The following is a 25,390-nucleotide window of genomic DNA, read 5'->3' as shown; positions in this document are numbered from 1 at the left end:
AAATACATAGTGTTTTTTGATTTACTTAATTGTCTGCTCTGCTTCAAAATCAAATCCATTTACTTTAAAAATTTCAGTAATGAACTGCCAAAGCTCTTCTTTTCCTTCTCTAGTATCTGAAGAAACAGGCAATAATATATCTTCACTTTCCATGCAAAGCTCTTTTCGTATAATATTTAGCTGCTTTTGTCTTTGGCCTCTTTTTATTTTATCCAATTTTGTAGCAATAACAATACCATTAAAGCCAAAATGCTTAATCCAGCTATACATATGCTTATCTTGTTGTGTAGGAGCATGACGAATATCTACAAGCTGAAAAACATCTATCAGATTTTTTCTATTATTTAAGTATGTATCCATCATTTTTCCCCATTGTTTTTTGCTAGCTTTAGCTACTTTAGCATAACCATATCCTGGCAAATCTACAAATCGAAACTGTTTATTTATCTCATAAAAGTTAATAGTTTGAGTTTTTCCAGGGCTAGAGCTAGTTCTAGCTAGTTTTCTTCTATTTACTAAAAGATTGATAAGAGATGATTTTCCTACATTTGACCTGCCAGCTAAAGCAATTTCTGGTAGATCATCTTGAGGATATTGTTCTTCTTTTACTGCACTTATAATAATTTCTGCACTTTTAATCTTCATCATTTTCTTCCTTCCGAACTAATGCATGTTCTAAAACTTGATCCATATTTTCTACAAGTACAAATGTTAATTTCTTTCTTACATTTTCTGGGATATCTTCTATATCCTTTTCATTATCAATAGGTAATAATATTTTTGTAATACCTGCTCTATTTGCAGCTAATACTTTTTCTTTAATTCCACCTACAGGTAAGACTCTACCTCTTAGTGTAATCTCTCCTGTCATTGCTACATTTTTGTTAATAGGTATTTTAGTAAGCTCTGATATAACTGCGGTCGCCATAGTAATTCCTGCAGAAGGTCCATCCTTTGGTATAGCTCCTTCTGGTATATGTATATGAATATCAAGCTTTTGATAAAAATCTTCTGGTATCTTTAATGATTCAATCTTAGAGCGAATATAACTAATTCCAGCTCTTGCAGATTCTTTCATTACATCTCCGAGCTGACCTGTTAGTACAAGCTTGCCATTTCCTTTCATAGTTGTTACTTCTATGGATAAAGTATCTCCACCGACCCTTGTCCAAGCAAGACCTGTTACAACACCGATCTCATGATTTTCTTTAATCTTTTCATATCTATATTTTTTTCTTCCAAGATAATTAATTAGATTACTGGTATTTATTCGAACAATTTTTATCTTCTTCTCAACTATTTTCTTTGCAGCTTTTCTACATAATGTGGCAATTTGTCTTTCTAAATTTCTAACACCAGATTCCCTTGTATAGTAGTTAATTACATCTCGAAGTGTTTGTTCTGATATTTGAAGATTATTTTCTTCAAGCCCATGCTCTTTTTTTTGCTTAGGAAGTAGGTATTTTTTTGCAATTTTTAATTTCTCTTCTTCTGTATATCCAGATACCTCTATAACTTCCATTCTATCAAGTAGAGGTCTTGGAATAGTTCCTAAACTATTTGCTGTTGTAATAAACATTACTTTAGATAAATCAAATGGAACTTCTAAATAATGATCTGTAAATTCTTTATTTTGTTCAGGATCTAGTACTTCTAATAATGCAGATGCTGGGTCCCCTCTAAAATCATGACTCAATTTATCAATTTCATCGAATAGAAATACAGGGTTTTTAGAACCACATTCTTTGATTGAAGCCATTATTCTTCCCGGTATAGCTCCTACATAAGTTCGGCGATGACCTCTAATCTCTGCTTCATCTCGAACACCTCCAAGAGACATTCTTACAAACTTTCGATTTAAACTTCTCGCAATAGATTTTGCAATAGAAGTCTTTCCTACTCCAGGAGGGCCTACCAAGCAAAGAATAGGTCCTTTCATACTTTTAGACAGCTGTCTTATTGCTAGATATTCTAAAATTCTTTCTTTAACATCCTTTAGTCCATAATGATCTTCATCTAATATGACTTTTGCTTTTTTAATATCAATTCGGTCTTTGCTTTCCTTTGCCCACGGAAGCTCTAAAATCCAATCTACATAATTTCTGATTACACCACTTTCAGCGGAGCTTGGAGATAATTTAAAAAGCCTATTAAGCTCCTTATTTACCTTCTTTTTAACTTCTTTAGGAAGCTTTGCTTTTTTGATTCTTTCTTTGTATTCCTCTGTTTCTTCGTAAAAATCTCCTTCTTCTCCTAATTCCTCTTGAATTGCTTTTAATTGTTCCTTTAAATAGTATTCCTTTTGAACTTTATTGATTTGCTTTTTTACGCGAACATTAATATCTCTTTCAATCTCTAATACTTCTATTTCTCTTAAAAGTATTTTATAAAGTACTTCTAAACGCTCTTTAGGATCAAAGGCTTCTAATATTTCTTGCTTTTGCTCTATTTTTAGAATCATATGAGAAGCCATAACATCTGCAAGCCTTCCGGGTTCTTCAATAGTAGTAACATTCATAAATACTTCAGGAGAAATACGATTACTAACGCTTATGTAATCCTCAAAGGTATTTGTTACTGTTCTCATTAATGCTTCAAGCTCTTTATCGATATCTATTTCACCTTCGTATATTATTTCTTCTACTTCACATTCAAAATAAGGGTCTTCTTGCAAAAATTTTGTAATTTTTGCTCTAGAAATACCTTCTACTAACACTCTGATTGCATCTTCAGGAAGCTTTAGCATTTGTTTTATTTTGCAAACCGTTCCTACCTGATAAAAATCTTCTGGTGTTGGTAAATCTGTTTCCGCTTCTTTTTGTGTTGTCAAAAATACTAATTGATTATTTACCATAGCTTCTTCTAATGCATTGATTGATTTTTCTCTTCCTACATCAAAATGCAGTACCATATATGGAAAAATCGAAAGTCCTCTGAGTGGAATCAGTGGTAATTCACGTTTTTTCAATTTTTTACCTCCCACGATTATCAACTCCTTGTTTTGTACAATAACAACATTATTTTTTGTAATTAAAAGGAATTTATTCTCTTAACTATGTTACATACTTGATATCAAAGTCTTTGTTTGTTATGTATAATTTTTTAAAAAATACTTTTTTCGTCAATGTAAGACTTTACAATACACTATTATATATAAAGCATAGTTATTTTTCAATATATTCCGTTATTGCTATATAAAGCAGCATATCGTATACTATAAAAGATTTTTCAACATTCAAAGCTATCCTTGAGAGATATTTGTTAATGAAAAGTGAAAAATGGAAGGTAGTATTTTCTTATCTTTTTACACTTCATTATTTAATTTTGACGTTGTTCATCTATAGGTAAACAACATCAACATAAAAAAAAAGAAATATATAAAGATAAGTGAATGACTTCGATAACTTTTGTAAAAAAACTTACTGAAATTACATAAAAAATACGTTAAGAACCTTCATTGTTTGAACGAAGTGAGTTTTGAAGGTTTAGTATTTTTTCATGGAATGAAGTTTTGTTTTTTCAAAAGTTATCTGGAATGAACTATCTTTTATATTTCATTTTAAAGTTGTTTACTTATACATGTATTTTTTTGATTTTAAAAAAGGAATTTTTATTTCAAGCTCGGCTAAAAGCATAGAAGAAACAATCAAGAAACCACCAATAAAGCCTCGAACACTCAATATTTCTCCACATATGAAATATCCAAATATAGCTGCAAATACAGGTTCACCTGTAAAAATTAGTGCTGCATGGGTGGCTGAAGTATGCTTTTGTGCAGTATTTTGGATAATAAATGCACCTGAAGTACAAAAAAAGCTTAAAAATAAAATATCGACCCATACCTTTTTATTACTAGGAAGAGTAGGAGCTTCAAATAAAAGGCTTACAATAATACTTAATAATCCTACAACAATAATTTGTATAATAGCAAGATTTATTGTATCTACCTTTACTGAATACTTTGAGATTGCTAAAATTTGAAAAGCAAAGCAAAAGGCACATAAAAGGCTTAAAAGGTCTCCGAGGTTTAAACTAAGACTGCCATTGAGCGTTAATAGTCCTAATCCTATTGTAGAAAGTATAACACCAAAAATAGCAGCAGGCTTTGGTCTTTTTTTCAGCAAAAGTGATGAAAATATAGGAACTAAAACAACACATAAACTGCTTATAAAAGCAGATTTAGATGCTGTAGTGTAGTTAAGTCCTACAGTTTGAAAAGCATAGCCTGAAAACATAATTACACCAATCAATATTCCATATTTTAAAGTTGATTTATTTAATTTTAAAACTCTTTTATAAAAAATTACAGCAGCAGATATTGCGGCGATGAAAAATCGAATTGCTAAAAAATTAAAAGTAGATAATGCATCTAATGAATTTTTTGTAAGGATAAAAGAAAGTCCCCATGCTAAGGTAACAAAAAGTAATGCCAAATCTGCCTTATATTTCTTGTTCATAAAGTGTTCCTCCTGTGATATACTAGTAATTCCCCCCAATAATTTTAACATAAACTATCAAAAGCTTCCATGAATATTATATGGAAGCTTTTGATACATCTATTTCTATATAATGAATTTCAATGATCATAAGGTTTATGTATAAATTGACAGGAATGAATAAATTATATAAACTTTTTAGTAAAGTTAACTTTTGTAAAAATTTATATAATAAATGTATGGAGAGGAAAAAGAGAATGAATCAACTGCTCAGAATGTTTTTTATTTTTATGAAGATAGGCACCTTTACTTTGGGTGGAGGATACGCAATGATTCCTTTGATTCAAGATGAAATAGTAGAAAAAAACAAGTGGATTGATGAAGATGAATTTATTGATATTATAGCTTTAGCACAGACTATACCGGGGGCGTTGGCCATAAATACTTCTACCTATATTGGCTATAGACTTTTCGGTTTTAAGGGCGCTTTGCTTGGCTGTATAGGAACGATGCTTCCTTCTGTTGTTATTATTTTGATCGTTGCAGCTTTTTTTCTACAATTTCAAAACAATGTATGGGTTGAAGCCATTTTTAGAGGCATTCGACCAGCTGTAGTAGCTCTTATTTTAGCAGCTGTTATTAAGCTTGGAAAGACATTGCCAAAAAGTATTTTAAATATAGGCTGGGTTATTGGGAGTGTATTGTGTATTACATTATTTCATATACATCCAATACTTGTAATTATTTTTTCAGGAATATTAGGATATATGCTTTTTAAAGGAGAAAATTCTGATGAAGATAATTGTTGAAATATTTATTATATTTATGAAAATAGGTGCTTTTAGTTTTGGTGGAGGATTAGCAATGCTTCCTTTTATTGAAAAGGAGATAGTAGATAAACATCATTGGATTACATCTAATGAGTTTATAGATATTATTGCTATTGCACAGATGACGCCAGGTCCTATCGCTATAAATTCTTCAACATTTGCAGGATATAAGGTTGCAGGAATTTTAGGTGGTCTTTCAGGAAGCTTTGGAATTGTTATGGTATCCTTTATATTGATTACTATTTTAGCAAAATACTTTATTAAGATTAAGGATGCTAAGGAAACAAAGGCTGTATTTAAAGGGATAAGACCTGCTGTATTAGGACTTGTATTGAGTGCGGCAGTAACAGTTGGAAAAACAGCTCTGATAGATATAAAAAGTGTATGTATTGCGATTATTATATTTTTAGGTTTAAATAAATTAAAGCTTCATCCTATATTAGGGATTGTTTTGGCTGGGATAATGGGAATACTTTTGTATTAATTGAAAGGGGGATAAAATGAAAAATAAAAATATTATTGTAGTACTGATGATAACCTTTATGACTTTAGGGGCGATGCTTGGTATTTTAGAATGGAAAAAGGAAAATTCTATTTTAGATAAGAAAATTAGCTTGATAATTGAAGATCAAAAAATAAATGATGCAAAAGAGCCTTATTTAGATCATACGGGTATATATATTCCTTATGATGTTGTAAAGGATTATTTATATGAAGATATTTATTTGGATAAAAATAACAAAAGAGTTTTTGTTGACTTGAAAAATAGAGATATTGTATTAGAAGATGATAGTTTATCAGATTTTATAAAGGATAACGAAATTTGTATAAATGTGCCTACGAAAAAAATAAAAGATGTTGTTTATGTACAAGCTGATTTATTGAGCAAAATATTTGAGATAGATATTCAGTATATAGAAGATACAAAAACAGTTATTATTGATTATTTTGCGCAAAAAACAATACTTGGAGAATTGATAGAGGAAGCTAAAATAAAAACAGATGATGTTTTCGGCTTTAAAAAGCTAGAGAAAGGTGATGTTGTAAAAATCTTTGGAGAAGAGGAAAATTTCTACAAAGTAAGAAGTGATAAAGGGGTAGTAGGATTTGTTGAAAAAGAAAATATTAGGGCTTTTGAAGAAGAAAGCTTTATTGATAAAAAGTTGAATAAAAAGAGGGAAGAGTTTAATAAGAATGGTCAGAAAATAAATATTGTATGGGAATATGTTCACGAAAAATCTAAAGATTTATCAAAGGAAAGTAAAATAGCAGCTTTAGATGTAATTGTACCTACTTGGTTTAGTATTGTAAACGATGAAGGAAAAGTCATAAACAATGCAGATAAAGCTTATGTAAAAGAAGCTCATGAAAAGGGTTATAAGGTATGGGGGCTTGTGAATAACAGCTTTGATCCAAAATTGACTTCGGTCATATTAAATAATGATAAGTTAAGAAAGAAGGTTATAGGACAGCTACTTCTTTATGCTAGTCTTTATGATTTGGATGGTATTAATATTGATTTTGAAAATATATATTATAAAGATAAGGCAAAGCTTGTGCAGTTTGTTGAAGAATTAAAAGATTATACAAAGAAGCAAAACATTGTTCTTTCTATGGATATAACGGTTCCATCTACAAGTAAAAGATGGTCTAAGGTTTATGATAGGGAGGCTTTAGGAAGAATTGTAGATTATATGGCGATAATGACATATGATGAACACTGGGCATCTAGTCCTGTGAGCGGTTCTGTAGCATCTATAGGATGGGTTGAAAAAGGGGTTGTAAATAGTTTAAAATCTATTCCACAAGAAAAGATTTTATTAGGTTTGCCTTTTTATACAAGAAGGTGGAAAGAATATAAGGATGAGTTTGGAAAGATAAAGGTAGAATCAAAAGCCATTTCTATGACATATGCAAAAAAAATAATTGATGAAAAAAATGCTACAATTATATGGAATGAAGAAGCAGGCCAGTATTATGCCCAATATAATGAAGATGGAGCAGTATATAAGATATGGCTTGAAGATCCTCGTTCTATTGCATTAAAGCTGAGCTTAGTAGAAAAATATGATCTTGCAGGGACTGCTGCGTGGAGAAGAGGATATGAAGATGCAAAGGTTTGGGCTGTTTTACAAGAGATAATAAAAAAAGGAAAAACTTATGTAGAATTAGGGTTTAATGAATAGAGCAAAGCTCCCTTGATGAGATGTAAGAGATTTTGATATTGAAAGGATAGCGAAATACTTTGAATAATATTTGAATTGGAGTGTTAGAATGAGTAAAGCACTATTTATAACGGAAAAACCAAGTGTAGCAATAGAATTTGCAAAAGTGTTGAATATAAAAGGAAGAAAAGGCGATGGCTTTATAGAATCAGATGATGCAGTTATTACATGGTGCGTTGGACATTTAGTAAATATGAGCTATCCTGAAAAGTATGATCCTAAATTTAAAAAATGGTCATTACAAGATCTTCCTTTCTTACCAAAGGAATATAAATATGAAGTCATAAAAAGTGTAAAAAAGCAATTTGATATTGTAAAAAAACAAATGAAACGAAAAGATATAGCTACGATATATGTATGTACTGACTCTGGACGAGAAGGAGAATATATTTATAGGTTAGTAGATAAAATGGTTCATGTGGAGGATAAAGATAAAAAAAGAGTATGGATTGATTCTCAAACAGAAGAAGAAATTAGAAAAGGTATAAAAAATGCAAAGTCATTATCAGAATATGATAAGCTATCAGATGCAGCTTATTTAAGAGCGAAGGAAGATTATTTAATCGGCATCAATTTTTCAAGATTATTAACTTTAATCTATAGTAGAAGGATTAGTAATGAATTAGGGAAAAAATATGTAGTTATTGCAGTAGGAAGAGTAATGACCTGTGTACTTGGCATGATCGTTCAAAGGGAGAGGGAAATTAGATCGTTTGTAAAAACACCTTTTTATAAGATTATCTCTACATTTGAGTTTAAAGATTCTCTTGTGTATGATGGGGAATGGAAAGCGGTAGAGGGTTCAAATTACCATCTATCAAATTTATTGTTTAAAGATATTGGATTTAAAGAAAAAGAAAAAGCTGAAAAATTCATTGAAGAGTTAAAAGATCAAGGTGAAAGTACAGCGATTATAGAAGAAGTGAAAAGAAAGAAGGAGAAAAAAAATCCACCATTATTATACAATTTAGCTGAACTACAAAATGAATGTGCAAAAAAGCTAAAGCTAAGTCCAGATGAAACATTAGAGATTGTTCAAGGGTTATATGAAAAGAAAATGTTGACTTATCCGAGGACAGATGCAAGGGTTTTATCAAAGGCGGTAGCAAAAGAAATCGATAAAAATATCAAAGGGCTTTTAAATATGAGCAAGGTTTGCAATTTAGATAATGAAGATAAAAAAGTGAATGGCTTTATAAAGAAAATAGCAGATGAAAAGCTTTATAAGGGCTTGGAAAGAACAAAATATGTGAATGACAAAGCTATTACAGATCACTATGCTATGATTCCTACAGGACAAGGCCTTTCTAATTTTAATAAATTATCTGATCTGGCTAAAAAGATATTTATACTTATTGTGCGTCGCTTTTTAGCAATTTTTTATCCTCAAGCAGTGTTTAGTAAATTATCTATTATTACCAAAGTACAATCAGAACGTTTTTTTACATCTTCAAAAGTATGTATTGAGGAAGGATATTTAGAAATAATAAATGCTGGTAAAAAGGAAAAAGATAATAAGCTTAAAAGTGTAGAAGCACTTAAAAAATTAAAGAAGGGACAATATGTTAAAATCCAGAATCTTACAATAAAAGAAGGGGAAACAGCTCCACCAAAAAGATATAATTCTGGTTCTATGATTTTGGCAATGGAGAATGCAGGAAAACTTATTGAAGATGAAGAGCTAAGAGAGCAAATTAAGGGAAGTGGTATAGGAACTAGTGCTACAAGAGCTGAGATACTAAAAAAACTACAAAAGATTGGATATATTAAGTTAAATAAAAAAACACAAATATTAACGCCTACACAAATGGGAGAAATGATTTATGATGTGGTGAATAGCTCTATTTCATCTCTTCTTAATCCGGCACTCACTGCAAGCTGGGAAAAAGGATTAATGATGGTTGCGAATGGAGAAATTATGCCTGATGAGTATATGGAAAAATTGGAAAACTATATAAGAAAAAATACACAAAAGGTATTGAAATTGAGTTATTACAGGAATAATTCAAGTACTTTTTCTAAGATGATTAGCAGTGGAAAAATAGAGTCTAAACCAAAAATAAACAAAGCATTAGGTTCTTGTATTGCATGTGAGGATGGACAAATATTAGAAAACAGGAAAGCATTCTATTGTAGTAATTGGAGGGAAGGGTGCAAGTTTACTGTCTGGAAGGATAGTCTTAAGATGTATGGACAGCAGTTGACACCTGAAATAATAAAGGAACTATTAGAGAAAGGAATTATAAAGGATATAGATATTGTTCTACCACAGACTCATGAAAAATGTAAAGCGTCTCTTGAATTTAGAGAAGATAAGACTGGTAGATTAGAACTGAAGAATGTAACACGTATAAATAAAAATGATTAAAAGCTTATTTTTGCTTTTAATCATTTTTATTTATATAGGGATCCAACTTCAAAATGAAATATAAAAGATAGTTCATTCCAGATAACTTTTGAAAAAACAAAACTTCATTCCATGAAAAAATACTAAACCTTCAAAACTCACTTCGTTCAAACAATGAAGGTTCTTAACGTATTTTTTATGAAATTTCAGTAAGTTTTTTTACAAAAGTTATCGAAGTCATTCACTTATCTTTATATATTTCTTTTTTTATGTTGATGTTTTTTACCTATATCAGGAGTAGAGACTTATATTAACACTTTAATTTAATAAAGAAGAGATTGTTTGAATGAGAGAGAAATATTAAGAAAGCGTTAGAAAAAACAATATAATACAAATATATAGAAAAATCCGAAAATTGTAACATAATATTCTTTATAATATAATACACATAATTATATACATTTTCATGGTAACAATGCTTTTTGCAAAGGAAAGGAGGGACAGAAGCTTTATTTTTAATAAAAAGAAAAGGGGGCAAAACATGACTAATTTGAACAAAGAACAAGATAGGGGTCAATGGGGATCTAAGTTGGGATTTATTTTAGCTGCAGCAGGTTCAGCGGTAGGACTAGGAAACCTATGGAAATTCCCTTATGTTGCTGGAAAAAATGGTGGTGGTGCATTTGTACTTGTATATATTATTATATTATTTTTAGTAGGATTTACTTTAATGCTTGCGGAAATCACTTTAGGAAGGCATACGCAAGTAAGTGCAATTGGTGCATATAGGAAAATTCGAAAGAAATGGGCATGGGTAGGTGCACTAGGAGTTTTAGCAGGATTTTTAATTCTTTCATTTTATAGTGTTGTAGGAGGATGGGTTCTTAGTTATCTATTTAAAGCATTAACAGGTGCTTTGCATGTAACAGATGCTGAAGTTTTAGGAAATATGTTTGGAGGGTTAATTTCTAGTACTGGAACACCAATTATTTTTCATGCAATATTCATGGTGCTAAACTTAATTATTGTATTTGGTGGTATTAGTGGAGGTATTGAAAAAGCTAGTAAAATTATGATGCCTGCTTTGTTTGTTATGATTATATTACTTGCTTTACGTTCTGTAACTTTGCCAGGTGCTAGTGAAGGATTAAAATTCCTTTTTGTACCAGATTTTTCAGTTATTACGCCTACGGTTATACTTGATGCATTAGGCCAGGTATTCTTTTCATTGAGTTTAGGTATGGGTTGTATGATCACTTATGGTAGTTATTTAAGCAAGGATACAGATATTATTCAAAGTGCAATAGCTATTCCTGTGCTTGATACAGCAGTTGCTTTACTTGCAGGAATTGCTACGTTGCCAGCAGTATTTGCTTTTGGTTTTGAGCCAGCAGCAGGACCTGGACTTATGTTTGTAACACTACCAGCAGTATTTTCACAAATGCCCTTAGGTGGATTGTTTGCGGTGATATTTTTCTTATTAGTATTGTTTGCAGCATTAACATCTTCTATTTCATTATTAGAAGTATGTGTTGCATATGTTGTTGATGAATGGAAGTGGAAGCGAGCAAAAGCTACTATTACTATGACAATCATAATATTTTTAGTAGGAATACCAGCTTCATTGTCTTTTGGAGTATGGGAACATATTAAAATAATTGGAGAAAGAGGTTTCTTTGATACGTATGATTTTATTGCAAGTAACGTATTACTACCATTAGGAGGACTTTTATTATGTATATTTGTAGGCTGGATATGGGGAACAGATCGTGCAGTCAAAGAAGCTACAAACGATGGTCAGAGAGAATTTAGCTTAGCTTCAGTTTGGGTTTTCTTAATTAAATATTTAGGACCATTAGCTATAGGAGCTGTATTTATACGTTCAATTATGGCAGCCTTTTAATAAATAATATTTTATTGAAATAGGTTGTTGACAATTTAGTATAAAAATGTTAGTATTTTACTGTAAATGAATATGAAGCTTTAGGTACCATTTAGGTTTAATAGGGAAGTACGGTGAAAATCCGTCACAGCCCCCGCTACTGTAAGTGATGACGAAGCCTCATTATTGCCACTGTGAAAACGGGAAGGCAGAGGTAGTAGGTTGATTCATAAGTCAGGAGACCTGCCTATAGTTTAAGTTACTACCTTCGGTGGGAAGGGGAGGAATTAGTTAGGATTGTATGATCTATATTAAGCTAATAAACCCTGTCTTCCGACAGGGTTTTATTATATTTCTTAAAGAAAATCTATCTGCTATCTTTTTAAAAAGGTCTAGTTAGATTTTTCAAAAATTTTTCCTCTAATTTTTAAGATCTCTCAATCATGGGAGATTATTTTTTTTATCTTTGTATAAACATTTGTGTATAGATTTTTCCATATTTTCCCCCGTTTTTTATACCAATACCAATATGAGTAAAGTTAGGGTTTAAAATATTTCTTCGATGTCCTTCTGAATTCATAAGAGAAGTATGTGCATTTTTTACAGAAGGATTTCCAGCAATATTTTCACCTGCAGAAAGGTATTTAATGCCGAATTGCTTTAGCATATCAAAAGGACTGCCATAAGTAGGAGAATTATGGCTAAAATAATTATTGTCTATCATATCCTGAGATTTTAATCTGGCTACATTTGTTACTGATATATCAAGTGTTAATGGTTTTAATCCTTTTTTTGTGCGTTCCTTATTGATAAGGTTAAACATTTGCTGCTCATCATCAGTAAGTCTTGAAATATTTTCCTTTTGCTGATCTTTACTAGTTAGGTTAGGCTGAGCAGATGGAGTGGTTGTTTTAGGACTTTCTACCTCTGGTTTTGCATCAGAAGGATTGACGCAGCCGACTTTTCCATCTTCCGTTTGTACTACATACCAGTCTCCAAGCTGACCGACAACGTTATAGATGTTTCCCTTAGGAAGCTTTTTTATTGAAGGATAGCTATTGCCTTGTCCTAAACGGCAAGATGCATTGTCTTTTGTAATCTTAATTTTTTCTACTTTGCCTTTTTCAAAAATAGATGAAGTTTTAGGCATTTCATTTGGTTTTTGCTGTGGAGTAGTACAACCAGAGAATAATAAGACACATAAAATTAGTATTGATAATATTTTTTTCATATTTATCACCTCAATAATAGTATTTACTGTATGGATAAAAACATTTATGTTATAAAATTACAAAATATAGTTTTATTGAAAAATTAAGAAAAATATATCAAAAAAATAATTCAAATAGGTATAAATAGAATAGATTTGGAAAAAATATAAACGAAAACAAATCCATTTCATTTAAAAGTCATATGACTTTTAAATACACCTTATTCCCACCCACAACTCATTATAAGAAAAGAGCAGCATGATGCTGCTCTTTTCTTTGCATTTAAGTAAGCTTTTTCAAAAGTTATCTGGAATGAACTGTTCTTTATATTTCATTTTGAAGTTGGATCCCTATATAATTAAAAATGCGAACATTCAATATTTTGCTTCAAATAATAATTGTGAAGTTACGAATTATATGGTACAATTTGATAAAAATGCACATTTTATGGAGGTGTTTTTATGAAAACGGATATACAAATAGCTCAAGAAGCAAAAATGCTTCCTATATTAGAGATAGGAAAGCAACTAGGTCTTACAGGAGATGATTTAGAATTATATGGTAAATATAAAGCGAAAATTTCTTTAGATGTATATGAAAGATTAAAAGATAAGCCAGATGGAAAGCTTGTATTGGTTACAGCTATAAATCCAACAGCAGCAGGGGAAGGAAAAACAACAACGAATATAGGACTTAGCATGGCACTAAATAAGCTTGGTAAAAAAACTATTACAGCACTTAGAGAACCATCATTAGGTCCTTCTTTTGGGGTGAAAGGAGGAGCTGCAGGTGGTGGATATGCACAGGTAGTACCTATGGATGATATTAATCTTCATTTTACAGGAGATATTCATGCTATTACAACAGCAAACAATTTACTTGCAGCTCTTTTAGATAATCATCTACAGCAAGGGAATTCATTAAATATTGATCCTAGAAGAATTACATGGAAAAGATGCTTAGATATGAATGATAGAGCATTAAGAAATATTGTAGTGGGTCTTGGTGGAAGAACAAATGGCGTTCCAAGAGAAGATGGATTTGATATTTCTGTAGCTTCAGAGATTATGGCAATACTTTGTTTAGCTAATGATCTAGATGATTTGAAGAAAAGATTAGCTAGAATGATTGTAGGATATACATATGACAACGAGCCTGTAACAGCAGATGATTTAAATGCAACAGGGGCTTTAACATTATTATTAAAGGATGCAATTAAGCCAAATCTAGTACAAACCTTAGAAAATACACCTAGCATTATTCATGGAGGACCATTTGCAAATATTGCACATGGATGCAATAGTGTTATGGCTACAAAGATTGGTCTTAAGCTTTCGGATTATGTTGTAACAGAGGCTGGATTTGGTGCAGATTTAGGAGCGGAAAAATTCTTTAATATTAAATGTAGATTTGCAGGACTAAGTCCTGATGCTACTGTAATAGTTGCAACAGCTAGAGCTCTTAAAAATCATGGTGGTGTTCCTAAGAGTGAGCTAAATCATGAAAATTTAAAAGCATTAGAAAAAGGGTTTGGAAATTTAGAAAAGCAAATTGAAAATGTAAGAAAATTTGGTGTTCCTGTAGTGGTTGCTATTAATAAATTCCCTACAGATACAGAAAGAGAAATGAATCTTATTGAAGAAAAATGTGCAGAGTTAGGAGTAGAAGTCGTCTTATCGGATGTTTGGGCAAAAGGAGGAGATGGTGGTATAGAGCTTGCTAAGAAGGTTGTAGCTTTATGTGAATCAAAAAAGGCAAAATTTAAACCTCTTTATGATGTAAGTCTTCCTATTAAAGAAAAGATCGAAATCATTGCAAAAGAAATATATGGTGCAGATGGAGTTGATTTTACTTCTAAAGCAGAGAAGGAAATTGAAAAGTATGAAAAGCTAGGCTTAGATAAAATGCCTGTGTGCATAGCAAAAACACAGTATTCTCTATCAGATGACCCAAAACTACTTGGAAAACCAACAGGATTTAAAATTACTGTAAAAAATGTTAGAATATCATCAGGTGCAGGATTTTTATTAGCATTAACAGGAGATATTATGACTATGCCGGGCTTACCAAAGATACCTGCTGCTAATAATATGGATATTTTAGAAGATGGTAAAATAATAGGATTATTCTAAAGTGTTAACAGAGCTGTTTTAAGCCTTTAGGAATTAGGAGGAGAAAAGATGTTTGTTGTTGAAACTGTGAAAGAAATAAGAGAGATAATTAAAAAAGAAAAAAGAGAAGGGAAAAAAATTGGATTAGTTCCTACAATGGGATATCTTCATGAAGGGCATTTATCATTGATTCGAAAAGCAAAAGAGGAAAATGATTTTGTAGTAGTGAGTGTATTTGTTAATCCAACTCAATTTGGTGAAGGTGAAGATTATGAAAGCTATCCTCGTGAATTAGAAAGAGATAGTAAGCTTTCTCAAAGTGCTGGAGCGGATATACTATTTCATCCTTCTGTAGCTGAGATGTATCCAAAAGGTTATAATACGTATGTAGAGACTTATAAAATAACTGATAAATTATGCGGTGTATCAAGACCGGGACATTTTAAAGGGGTTACCACAGTAGTTTGTAAATTATTTAATATAGTAGCACCTCATCGAGCTTATTTTGGACAAAAGGATGCACAGCAAGTAGTTGTTATCAAGCAAATGGTAAGAGACTTAAATATGGATATAGAAATTATTCCTTGTCCTATAGTACGAGAAGAAGATGGATTGGCATTAAGTTCAAGAAATACATATTTGAGTCAAGAAGAAAGAAGGTCAGCTTTAATTTTATCTAAGTCTTTATTTAAAGCAAAGGATATGATTGAAAATGGAGAGAGAGATGCTTTAAAAATAAAGGAATTTATTGTTAATAATATTAAAACAGAGCCTTTAGCCAATATTGACTATGTAGAGGTTGTAGATGCTGAAAACCTAGAAGATATAAAAATTCTAAATGGAGAGGTATTGATTGCACTTGCTGTAAAATTTGGAAATACAAGATTGATTGATAATATATGTATAAAAATATCTTAAGTCAAATCATATAGCTTAAATTATGTATGTTAAAGCTGCTATATTTTTACGATAATATAATGAAAAAAATGACGTATTATGATAGACTATGTACATAGGAATGCAAGAAAAGATACAAGAGGTGAGATTGTGGATAGTAAAAATGTAGCAGTAGGTGTTTTGATCTTTTTCACTTTTACTATGTTAGGGGGATTATTGGGTATATTTGTGGGAGATTCTTTGTGTGATAGAGCACAGGTCCAGAGCTATGCAGCATATTCCCAGCAAGAAACTGATGAGGATACGGAAGAAGCATTAGAAGAAGTAGAGGAATTACCACCTATAGAGATAGCAAATCTTAATGACCTCAATCATGTTTTAGATTTATGGAAGGAAATCGTGTTGAGAACCTCTCAAGGAAATCTTGAACGAAGGGAAGCATCAAGAATTATTTATACTATGTCAAGCGAAATATATAAAAGAAATATACCAGAAGAATTTTGCTTATATAGGTTAAAAAATATTATTGTAGATAATGGACAGGGACAATTAAAAGAATTGACATATTCTAATATTACATATGATGGTGAAGAAATTGCTTATGTAGATGTTACAGAAAACTATGAGAATATAACTTATGCATATAAGCTAAAATTTGTAAAAGAAAATAATAATTGGTGTTTTGCAGCACAATTAGAAGGTTAAGAGCTCAATGAAAGGGCTCTTTTCCTATAAAGAAAAGAGGAGCATTTATGAGAAATTTATGTATATTATTGAGTATTTGGATGATTTTAAATTTAACTGTTTACGCTGATGGATTAGGAGAAAGAGCAGATACTATTTATTTTATATCTGATGCATCAGTTCAGCTGTCAGAAAAAGCCAATATAGAGCTTCCTGCTGAAATCATACAAAAAAGAGGTTTTTCTTATAGGCGTTTTATATTATTCAATACAGGAATTTTTATACTGCTTTGGGTCGTGTATTGGAATATAAAAAAGCGATTATAGAATAAAATGGCTATCTCATTATTTTGAGATAGCCATTTTGATAATTTTTATAATACGATTTGTGCAAGGAATCCTGCTGTTAGGAAGGAAATGATAAAGCTACCTATCCATATAAGAGCAGATTCCTGCCAGCTTCTTTCTTTAAAGATAACCATGATAGCTGCAATACAAGGTACAAATAAAGTAATAGCAACTAATGATATAACTACTTGTAATGGATTTAAAAGACCTTGCTGAACTAAGGTACTAAGACCTGCTGCACCAAAATCACGTCTGATAATTCCCATAATAAAGGTTTGAGCAGTTTCTTTAGGAAGCTTTAAGAAACCAACTGTGATAGGTGCTAAAGCATCTGAAATTAAGTTTAATACACCAGTATGCTCCATGACGGTAATAATCACAGCACCTAAAACAAACAATGGACCAGCTTCTAATATAAACATTTTTGATTTTAAATATGTCTTTTTAATTACATTTTTTAAAATAGGTACCCGAATAGGGGGAAGATCTATTAATAGATCCGTAGATTCACCAGGCATAATCTTGTTTAAAATTGTTCCAGTTAGAACAAATACGATAAAAATAGTGCTAGCATATAGTAAAAACATTTTTGCACCAAGAGGAGCGATGAGGCCTGCAATAACACCAAGCTGTGCAGAACATGGAATAGCCAATCCTAAAAGCATGGTTGCAATAAAACGCTCTCTCCTTGAACCTAATAGGCGGGTTGTAATCGTTGCCATTGTTACACAGCCAAATCCAAGAATAATTGGAATAATAGCTCTTCCGTTAAGACCGAAGAATGTAAGGAGTCTATCTACCAAAGCAGCAATTCTAGGGAGATATCCAGAATCCTCCATTATGGAAAGGATAAAATAAAACCCTGCTACTAAAGGAAGTAATAGACCAAATAAATAAATAGGAGCCATTGTAAGGATTCCAAACTCTCCGATAAGGAGTTTTCCTATAAAACTAGATTCGCTTACAAAGCTTGTCATGATATCCATAATAAAATTATAATAATACTTACCCATAATCACTTCTTCTGTGATTCCTACTACTGTTTGTGCAACAAATACCCCAATTAATTTATAAGTGATAAAAAGTGCTAAGAACAATATAGGTATACCTGTTATAGGACTTAACATCCATCTTCCAAGCTTTGTTTTAAAAGAAGCTCCTTTGTTTGTTTCAGATATGACAGCTTCTACTATTTTGTCTACACGATCTCTTCTCAGTTTATAAATATATTCTCTTTCTCCATAATTATTTTCAAGATCATGTCTTTTTAATACATTTTCATCTTCTTCTACAACAAGAAGTGCTTCTGCTTGTACGTCCACATAATCAATTACTTTATCCATTAAGTCTTTTACTTTAGGAATATGATTTCCAGGCTTTGCTCTATTCAAAGCAGCTTTTATCTCTTCGATTCCTTCTTTTTTTACTGCTGTTGTAGGAATAACTTCAACACCTAATTCTTCAGAAAGCTTTTTTATATCGATTTTAAGACCATTTCTTTTTACTTCATCCATCATATTTAAAGCGATTACCATTGGAATTCCCATATCTATAATTTGTTGCGTTAAAAACAAGTCTCTTTCTAGATGAACTGCATCTACAACGTTTAATATGACATCTGCAAATAAAATAACATCTCTTGCAACTCTTTCTTCATCATTAAAAGAGGATACGCCATATACCCCTGGAGTATCCATGACAACTGCATCTTTATATTTTCCCATGCTTATATCAACGGTTGTGCCGGGAAAGTTTGAAACATCAACATACATACCAGTTAATGCATTAAAGAAAACAGATTTTCCAACATTAGGATTACCAGCTAATACGATTTTTTTTGTATCTTTTGGTATGGACATATTTTCTATTGGATTGTGATAACTCATTGAAAAACCTCCTCAGGGCAATTAAGCGATAGATTTAACAGCTATTTTTTTTGCTAAATTTCTTCCGATTGCGATTTCTTGCATTCTATTTTGAAGGATTACAGGACCTGCTGGTAGTTTTTCTGAGCATACTAGCTTTGCTCCTTCATAAATGCCTAAACGTATAGCTTGTGCACGAATAGATGAATCTGGAATATGAACGATTTCTAATTTTTGACCTTTTGCAATTAAATCAAGTGTCATAGGGATACCTCCTATATATAGTAATAATAATTAATACAAATACAAAATGAAAATCATTATCATGAAAACAATACGATAACTACTTTTATTGATTATAATTATACAAGAAATGAGAATGATTGTCAATATATTTCATGCTGTGTTCATTTATTCATACAAAAAAAATATAAAGTTGTGATATAATAGGTGTGTTAATGAGTATTCTTGGAGTGTTGAGGAGGAAAGGCCAATGAAAGTAAAGGACTATACAATATATTGTACACTATCTATTAAAGAAGACAGCAAAGCGGAAGATGTTATTCTTTTATTAAAAGATCATTTTTTAGAATTTATTCCTATTGTAGACGAAAATTATCATGTTAAAAATATTGTTTCTAAAAATAATTTATACAATCTGATATTAGATCACGAACTTTCATTTGGCAGCATTGATGAACTAATAAAGGATAAATTTGTAGCAATCAAGGAAAATGATAATATCGAAGCAGTTTTTCCAATTATTGATCAACATATTGTTGTAGTAGATGATCAAGAAAGATTTAAAGGATTTATTCAAAAGGATAAGATTATAAAAGATTATTTTCATAGTCAGCAGTATCTAGCAAATGAGTTTAATGCAATACTAGATTCTACATACAATGGAATTATTGCAATTAATAAGAATGAAGATATTATTGTATATAATCATTCAGCAGAAAGAATATTAGGACCTAAGGCAGAAAATGCTGTAGGGAATTCTGTACGCCAGATATTAGACAATACTAGACTTCCAGAGGTATTAAAAACTGGACAAAGAGAGTTAGGAAAAAGAGAAGTTTTCAACAATAGAACATTGATAATCAATAGAACACCTATTATTAAAGATAATGAAATTGTAGGAGCTGTAGCGATATTTCAAGATATTACTGATTTAAAAAGAGTGACAGAGGAGTTAGAGCATGAGAAAAATGCTTCTGAAATTTTAAGAACTATTATTGATAATGCTTATGAGGGGATTATTGTTGTAAATGAAAAAGGATATATTACAATGATTAATGAACCTTATGCTAAATTTTTAGGAGTAAATAAAAGAGATATTATAGGAAGACATGCTACGGAGATAATAGATACAACAAGACTTCATATTGTTGTAAAGACAGGAAAAGAAGAAATTGGGGAACTGCAAAAGGTAAGAGGAAAAAATATTGTTGTAATGAGAACACCAATATACAAAGAAGGTAAAGTAGTAGGGGCTATTGGAAAGATTATGTTTAAGGATGTACAGGAAGTAAATGTTTTGGCTTCTAAGATTAATCAAATAAAGCATGAACTTGAATATTATAAAGATGCACTAAAGGAAGTTAGTGGAACAAAATATAGCTTTGAGAATATTATTGGGGTAAGTGATAAATTAAAAGAGACAAAATATTTAGCTGAAAAAGCTACTCATACAAATTCTAATGTATTGATTCGCGGTGAGAGTGGAACAGGGAAGGAATTATTTGCTCATGCAATTCATGCTGCTAGCAATCGAGCGATGGGGCCTTTTATAAAGGTAAATTGTGCAGCAATACCAGCTGAGCTTTTAGAATCTGAGCTGTTTGGATATGAAGAAGGTGCTTTTACAGGTGCAAAACGAGGAGGAAAAATAGGAAAATTTGAATTAGCAAATGGGGGAAGTATTTTTCTTGATGAGATTGGTGATATGCCTCAAAATATGCAGGCTAAATTATTGAGAGTCCTACAAGAAAAAGAAGTTGAAAGAGTAGGAGGAACAAAGAATATTCCTTTAGATGTAAGAATTATTGCTGCAACGAATAGAAACCTTGAGGAAATGGTAGAAAAAGGAGAATTTCGAGAAGATTTATATTATCGATTAAATGTGATGAGCATTTATATACCAGCCCTTCGAGAGCGCATTGATGATTTGGAGCCATTGATAAAATATTTGCTTAAAAAAATATCTCAACAAGTTGGAAATTATGTAACGAAGATTTCTACAGAGGCAGTAAATTACTTGAAAAATTATGATTGGCCAGGAAATGTGAGAGAGCTAGAAAACGTTTTAGAAAGAGCGATAAATTTAGTTGATTATGGAAAAGAAATACAAGTAAATCATTTACCAATGCATATAAGAAAAATAGAGGTAAGTATGAAGACAAGAGGGGATAAAGATTTAAAAAGTATACTAGAAGAAGTGGAGAAGGAAGCAATACTAGATTGTTTAAAAAGAGTCAATGGAAATAGAACAAAGGCTGCACAAATTCTTAATATTAGTAGATCAAGTCTTTACGAGAAGATGTGGAAATATGGTATTGAATAGATTGTTAGACATTTATAAAATTTTAAAAATGAAGAAGGAGAAATAAAACAATTGTAGAATGAATATACATTAAGAATAACTCTTTTCTTTCAGGTTCAAAAATTGCTATGGAAATGGGCACTAAAGGGTGCCCAAATTTTTTTTTTGAAAAATCATTTATTTAATAAATCTCAATATCTGCATTTAGCTTGTATATTACATCCTTTCTTTCTACAATAATCTGGATCTTATTTTTTATTTCTTCATTGGCTTTGATATTTTGTAAAAGCTCTTTTGTAGGATTGATAGCAATAGGATAACCTACCATTTGAAACATTGAAAAATCTCCATTTGTATCTCCATATGCGTAACTATGTTCCATATCAATGTTATATTTTTTCTTAAAGGAAAGCATTGCCTTTTGCTTATTTTCTGAGTCCCACATTTGTATAATTTCACCTGTATAATTATCATTTTCATCTGTAAGATATTCTGTTCCTTTAAAATCTATGACATTGTATTTGTTTGCCATTTTTTCTACTAAGTACGATGGACTGCCAGAAATAAATATTACTTTATGACCTTGTTCTTTATGCCAGTGAATGCGTTGGCGTGTATATCGGTATACACGATCTCCTTTGAGCTGAATTACTTGATTAGCAATGAAATCCATTTGCTTTTGATTTAAGCCTTTCATAGAATCAATATAAATTTGAGCGATTTCTAAAAGATAATCATCATAATTTCCTTGTCTTTTATCCCAATTATTATAGGTTTTTTTTGCATGGCTATGCCATAAAGCTGGATCGAGCACTTCATATTTTACAAGCTTTTTAAAATGTTCAATCATTAAAGAATTTCGATATAAGGTACCATCGATGTCAAAAAAAGCAGCAATAGTCATTATTATTACCTCCTTTATAATATTATAGATAAACAAATTCAAAGCGAAATACAAAATATAGTTCATTCCAAATAACTTTTGAAAAAACTAAACTTCATTACATGAAAAAATACTAAACCTTCAAAATTTATATATTTCTTTTTTATGTTGATGTTGTTTATATATATTATATTCGTAAAAATATTTTAGCGTATGTATATATTATGGTATAATATAAGCTCAAAGTATAATTTTATTTTTATAATATAAAAATGATTTTAGAGGTATTATATGTTAAAAACTAAATTTAATCAACTATAAAATAAGGAGGTATGTATTATGCTTACAACAGAACAAAAACTATTATGTGGTGCAGCGCATTTAGGTTGGATAGTAGGATTTCCAATTATTGCTCCATTAATAATTATGTTATTAACTGCTGATATGTTTGTTAAAAATCAAGCGAAAGAAGCATTAGCATTTCAAATTGGAATGATGATTTTAGGTGCTATTTTTGGATTTTTAAGTATTATATTGATTGGAATACCTTTTTTGCTTGTTGTTTGGTTTGCAGCATTTATTCTTCCTGTTATTGCAACCATAAGATCATGTAAGGGAATAGATTATTCTTATCCTATCACAGGAAGTTTTATTAGGAAGAATTTGTAGAACAAAAACCATAAAATATATTGTTTGAGATTTATATTGCAGAAAAAATAAGCGAGAATTCTTTTTGATAAAAAGAATTCTCGTTAAAAATAAAAGCAAAGGTGGAAACAACATGGTAAGTATCGGTAAGTTTCAACAACTAAAAATTGTAAAAAAGGTACCTATGGGAGTTTATTTAGATGGAGGTACAAATGATCCAAAGGATTATATTCTTCTACCGAATAATCAGCTTCCTTCAGATGTAAAGGAAGGGGAGCTTTTGGAAGTATTTATTTATAGAGATTCAAAGGATCGTTTGATTGCAACAAGAAAAAAACCATTAGCTGAGGTAGGTCAATTAGCTTATTTGAAGGTGGTTCAAACTACAAAAATTGGAGCTTTTTTAGATTGGGGATTGGAAAAGGATTTGTTTTTACCTTTTAAGGAACAAAAATATAAGGTGCAGACAGGTAGAAGATATTTGGTTTTTGTTTATGTAGATAAAAGTGGAAGAATCTGTGCTACTACAGATATTGAGAAATATTTAAAAACACATGGACCTTATCAGAAGGGGAATCGTGTAAAAGGAATTGTGTATTTGATCAAAAGGGATATAGGAGCCTTTGTAGCAGTAGATTGTCAATACATAGGTCTTATTCCTAGAAACGAAATTTTTTATGATATAAGAAATGGCGATGAAATAGAAGCAAGAATCACTGAAATTAGGGAAGATGGAAAGCTCAATTTATCTACAAGAAAGATTGCATATAAGCAGATGCATATAGATTCTGAAATGATTTTAGAAGAGATAAAAGAAAGAGGAGGATTGCTTCCTTTAAATGATAAAAGCAGTCCTGAACAAATAAAGTATCATCTCAAAATGAGTAAATCTGCTTTTAAACGTGCAGTGGGAAGACTATTAAAGGAAAAAAAGATCGAACAGACTAAAGAGGGCTTGCGATTAAAATAGGTTAGTAAATAAAAGCAAAAGATCATCTAAGAGATGATCAGGTTGCTGACAAACCATTGAAAAATTTCAGTGGTTTGTCTTTTTTAAATATAAAATAAGCGTAGCTTAATATTTTATGAGAATAATCATTCAAAAAAGAATTAAAAGATAGAGATGATAGTATCATCGCTATCTTTTTCATATTTTGTACTGCTGCTGTCATAAGACATTGTTCTTTGACTTTCTCAATTCCGCGAAAGCGGGCATAGCGAAGCCCATGCAGTTGTTTAGCATCTGCAAAGCTTCGCTCAACGGTTTCTTTTCTTCTCTTGTAAATCCGCTTCCCTAACTGATCGTACATAGTAAACCTTTTAACTTTATCTTTATATTTTTCCCATACATGGAGTCTAATTGTTCTAGTTTCATTACCATCATATAAGCATTTTTCTTTATATGGACACTCAGAGCAATTATTTTTATCACTGATATATTCCCTATAACCCTGACGGGTAGTAGTTTTATAATGCATTGGATAAAGATTTGGGCACATTATAACATCCCATTCATCAACATATTGAAATCTATTTTTTGTAAACTTTCCTTTTTTATGTGGTCCAAGTCTGTAACCTATAGCACCCTGTATATTTCTATCATTTAAACCTTTACAAATTGGAGCAGTAAAATATCCAGCATCAAGTCCTACAAATTTCACCTCAAAACCATATTTTTCAATTTGTTCATCTAATATTTGAAGATAAGGTGTTGCATCATTAATATTACCAGGAGTAACATTAACACCTGTAATAATGTTATTCTCTGCATCCACCGTTCTGTGTTCTAGATAGAAGAAACCTTTGGGTTTTCTATCTCTATGCATAAAACCACTGTCAGGATCTGTAATGCTAGATTTAATTCTCTTTATTTCTGGCTCATGTTCTTTTTTTTTAGAGGTTTTTTACCATGATTTATTCTATCTTCATTAATTGCATTTTCTAAATCATCAACATATTCTTTTACTTCAACTTTAATATATTTTTCTTCATACTTATTTTTATTAGCATTAGCTTTAAGATGAGTAGAATCAGTGTATAGTATTTTACCCAATACCAAATTATTATCTATTGCTTGTTTCACTATATTTGAAAAAATTTTTTCAAATATATCAGTACCTGTAAATCTACGTCTTCTATTTTGACTAATAGTAGAATGATGAGGAATCTCATCAGTAATTCCATAACCTAAAAACCATCTATAAGCAATATTATATTTGATTTCTTCCATTAATCTCCTTTCGGAGCGAATACCATAAAGATATCCAATAAACATCATCTTAAATAAAACAACTGGATCAATAGATGGTCTTCCATTATCTAAACAATACTTATCTTCTACTAAATCATATATAAATGAAAAGTTAATATATTTATTGATTTTTCTAAGCAAATGATCTTCAGAAACTAGGTTCTCAATCATAACAGTTTCAATTCTATTTTGGTATCCATTATTCTTAGTTAACAATACAATCAGTCC

At 30.8% G+C, this 25,390-nt stretch carries 20 protein-coding genes and 1 riboswitch; of the genes, 12 read left to right on the top strand and 8 right to left on the bottom strand.

Annotation, left to right across the window (positions count from 1 at the left end):
• Nucleotides 1-21: 21 nt before the first annotated feature.
• From yihA to KVH43_RS01260, 3 genes are all read right to left on the bottom strand, one after another.
• The gene (yihA, locus tag KVH43_RS01270) at nucleotides 22-645 is read right to left on the bottom strand and encodes a ribosome biogenesis GTP-binding protein YihA/YsxC (RefSeq protein ID WP_218284046.1); all 624 of its coding nucleotides are present in this window, start codon (nucleotides 643-645) and stop codon (nucleotides 22-24) included.
• Nucleotides 635-2,968, bottom strand: coding sequence for an endopeptidase La (lon, locus tag KVH43_RS01265; RefSeq protein WP_255547779.1), 2,334 nt, complete (start codon nucleotides 2,966-2,968; stop codon nucleotides 635-637). Before lon ends, yihA begins: the two co-directional genes overlap by 11 nt.
• 601 nt (nucleotides 2,969-3,569) lie before the next feature.
• Complete coding sequence (locus KVH43_RS01260; protein ID WP_218283128.1) at nucleotides 3,570-4,457, bottom strand: DMT family transporter; 888 nt, start codon at nucleotides 4,455-4,457, stop codon at nucleotides 3,570-3,572.
• Between the two features lie 218 nt (nucleotides 4,458-4,675).
• Here KVH43_RS01260 and KVH43_RS01255 point away from each other — a divergent pair, with 218 nt between their 5' ends.
• The 5 genes from KVH43_RS01255 to KVH43_RS01235 all read left to right on the top strand — a co-directional run bounded on the left by KVH43_RS01255 (nucleotide 4,676) and on the right by KVH43_RS01235 (nucleotide 11,741).
• Nucleotides 4,676-5,245 carry a chromate transporter gene (locus tag KVH43_RS01255; protein WP_338028368.1) on the top strand — a complete coding sequence of 190 codons (570 nt, stop codon included), beginning with the start codon at nucleotides 4,676-4,678 and terminating at the stop codon, nucleotides 5,243-5,245.
• Nucleotides 5,229-5,750: a chromate transporter gene (locus tag KVH43_RS01250; protein WP_218283126.1), complete on the top strand. Its 522-nt coding sequence runs from the start codon at nucleotides 5,229-5,231 to the stop codon at nucleotides 5,748-5,750. The genes KVH43_RS01255 and KVH43_RS01250 overlap by 17 nt, the downstream gene beginning before the upstream one ends.
• 16 nt (nucleotides 5,751-5,766) lie before the next feature.
• Nucleotides 5,767-7,452, top strand: coding sequence for a glycosyl hydrolase family 18 protein (locus KVH43_RS01245; protein WP_218283125.1), 1,686 nt, complete (start codon nucleotides 5,767-5,769; stop codon nucleotides 7,450-7,452).
• Nucleotides 7,453-7,540: 88 nt separating this feature from the next.
• A complete protein-coding gene (locus tag KVH43_RS01240) occupies nucleotides 7,541-9,859 on the top strand; it encodes a DNA topoisomerase (RefSeq protein WP_218283124.1) in 2,319 nt (772 codons plus the stop codon).
• Between the two features lie 520 nt (nucleotides 9,860-10,379).
• Nucleotides 10,380-11,741, top strand: a complete 1,362-nt coding sequence (locus KVH43_RS01235; protein WP_218283123.1) for a sodium-dependent transporter — start codon at nucleotides 10,380-10,382, stop codon at nucleotides 11,739-11,741.
• 65 nt (nucleotides 11,742-11,806) lie between these two features.
• Nucleotides 11,807-11,985, top strand: a riboswitch (cobalamin riboswitch).
• 195 nt (nucleotides 11,986-12,180) lie between these two features.
• On the opposite strand, the gene KVH43_RS01230 is transcribed toward KVH43_RS01235, so the two are convergent.
• Nucleotides 12,181-12,951 carry a CAP domain-containing protein gene (locus tag KVH43_RS01230; protein ID WP_218283122.1) on the bottom strand — a complete coding sequence of 257 codons (771 nt, stop codon included), beginning with the start codon at nucleotides 12,949-12,951 and terminating at the stop codon, nucleotides 12,181-12,183.
• A gap of 441 nt (nucleotides 12,952-13,392) precedes the next feature.
• Between KVH43_RS01230 and KVH43_RS01225 the strand changes: the two genes are divergently transcribed.
• The 4 genes from KVH43_RS01225 to KVH43_RS01210 all read left to right on the top strand — a co-directional run bounded on the left by KVH43_RS01225 (nucleotide 13,393) and on the right by KVH43_RS01210 (nucleotide 16,949).
• Nucleotides 13,393-15,063, top strand: a complete 1,671-nt coding sequence (locus KVH43_RS01225; RefSeq protein ID WP_218283121.1) for a formate--tetrahydrofolate ligase — start codon at nucleotides 13,393-13,395, stop codon at nucleotides 15,061-15,063.
• Nucleotides 15,064-15,111: 48 nt separating this feature from the next.
• On the top strand, nucleotides 15,112-15,960 hold the full coding sequence (gene panC, locus KVH43_RS01220) for a pantoate--beta-alanine ligase (RefSeq protein WP_218283120.1): 849 nt from the start codon (nucleotides 15,112-15,114) through the stop codon (nucleotides 15,958-15,960).
• A gap of 129 nt (nucleotides 15,961-16,089) precedes the next feature.
• Nucleotides 16,090-16,644, top strand: a complete 555-nt coding sequence (locus KVH43_RS01215) for a hypothetical protein (RefSeq protein WP_218283119.1) — start codon at nucleotides 16,090-16,092, stop codon at nucleotides 16,642-16,644.
• A 47-nt stretch (nucleotides 16,645-16,691) separates the two neighbouring features.
• On the top strand, nucleotides 16,692-16,949 hold the full coding sequence (locus KVH43_RS01210) for a hypothetical protein (RefSeq protein ID WP_218283118.1): 258 nt from the start codon (nucleotides 16,692-16,694) through the stop codon (nucleotides 16,947-16,949).
• Between the two features lie 47 nt (nucleotides 16,950-16,996).
• Here KVH43_RS01210 and feoB read toward each other — a convergent pair whose 3' ends face one another.
• Entirely contained in the window at nucleotides 16,997-18,856 is a 1,860-nt protein-coding gene (gene feoB / locus KVH43_RS01205; RefSeq protein ID WP_218283117.1) for a ferrous iron transport protein B, read from the bottom strand.
• A gap of 21 nt (nucleotides 18,857-18,877) precedes the next feature.
• The gene (locus KVH43_RS01200) at nucleotides 18,878-19,099 is read right to left on the bottom strand and encodes a FeoA family protein (protein WP_218283116.1); all 222 of its coding nucleotides are present in this window, start codon (nucleotides 19,097-19,099) and stop codon (nucleotides 18,878-18,880) included.
• A gap of 229 nt (nucleotides 19,100-19,328) precedes the next feature.
• Here KVH43_RS01200 and KVH43_RS01195 point away from each other — a divergent pair, with 229 nt between their 5' ends.
• Entirely contained in the window at nucleotides 19,329-21,401 is a 2,073-nt protein-coding gene (locus KVH43_RS01195; protein ID WP_218283115.1) for a sigma 54-interacting transcriptional regulator, read from the top strand.
• A gap of 160 nt (nucleotides 21,402-21,561) precedes the next feature.
• Here KVH43_RS01195 and KVH43_RS01190 read toward each other — a convergent pair whose 3' ends face one another.
• Complete coding sequence (locus tag KVH43_RS01190) at nucleotides 21,562-22,284, bottom strand: HAD family hydrolase (RefSeq protein WP_218283114.1); 723 nt, start codon at nucleotides 22,282-22,284, stop codon at nucleotides 21,562-21,564.
• A gap of 318 nt (nucleotides 22,285-22,602) precedes the next feature.
• Between KVH43_RS01190 and KVH43_RS01185 the strand changes: the two genes are divergently transcribed.
• Nucleotides 22,603-22,932, top strand: a complete 330-nt coding sequence (locus tag KVH43_RS01185) for a DUF4870 domain-containing protein (RefSeq protein ID WP_218283113.1) — start codon at nucleotides 22,603-22,605, stop codon at nucleotides 22,930-22,932.
• A gap of 112 nt (nucleotides 22,933-23,044) precedes the next feature.
• The gene (locus KVH43_RS01180; protein WP_218283112.1) at nucleotides 23,045-23,881 is read left to right on the top strand and encodes a CvfB family protein; all 837 of its coding nucleotides are present in this window, start codon (nucleotides 23,045-23,047) and stop codon (nucleotides 23,879-23,881) included.
• Nucleotides 23,882-23,918: 37 nt separating this feature from the next.
• On the opposite strand, the gene KVH43_RS01175 is transcribed toward KVH43_RS01180, so the two are convergent.
• Nucleotides 23,919-25,378, bottom strand: a protein-coding gene (locus tag KVH43_RS01175) for an IS1182 family transposase (protein WP_420829625.1) whose coding sequence is annotated in 2 segments (ribosomal slippage) — nucleotides 23,919-24,796 and nucleotides 24,796-25,378 — 1,461 coding nt in all. Because the reading frame shifts where the segments join, the coding sequence is not laid out codon by codon here.
• Nucleotides 25,379-25,390 lie beyond the last annotated feature (12 nt).

The organism is Crassaminicella indica (assembly GCF_019203185.1).
Classification (GTDB): Bacteria; Bacillota; Clostridia; order Peptostreptococcales; family Thermotaleaceae; genus Crassaminicella; species Crassaminicella indica.
Note: the sequence above shows the minus strand (reverse complement) of the source record. Positions and strands in the feature narration are given on the sequence as shown.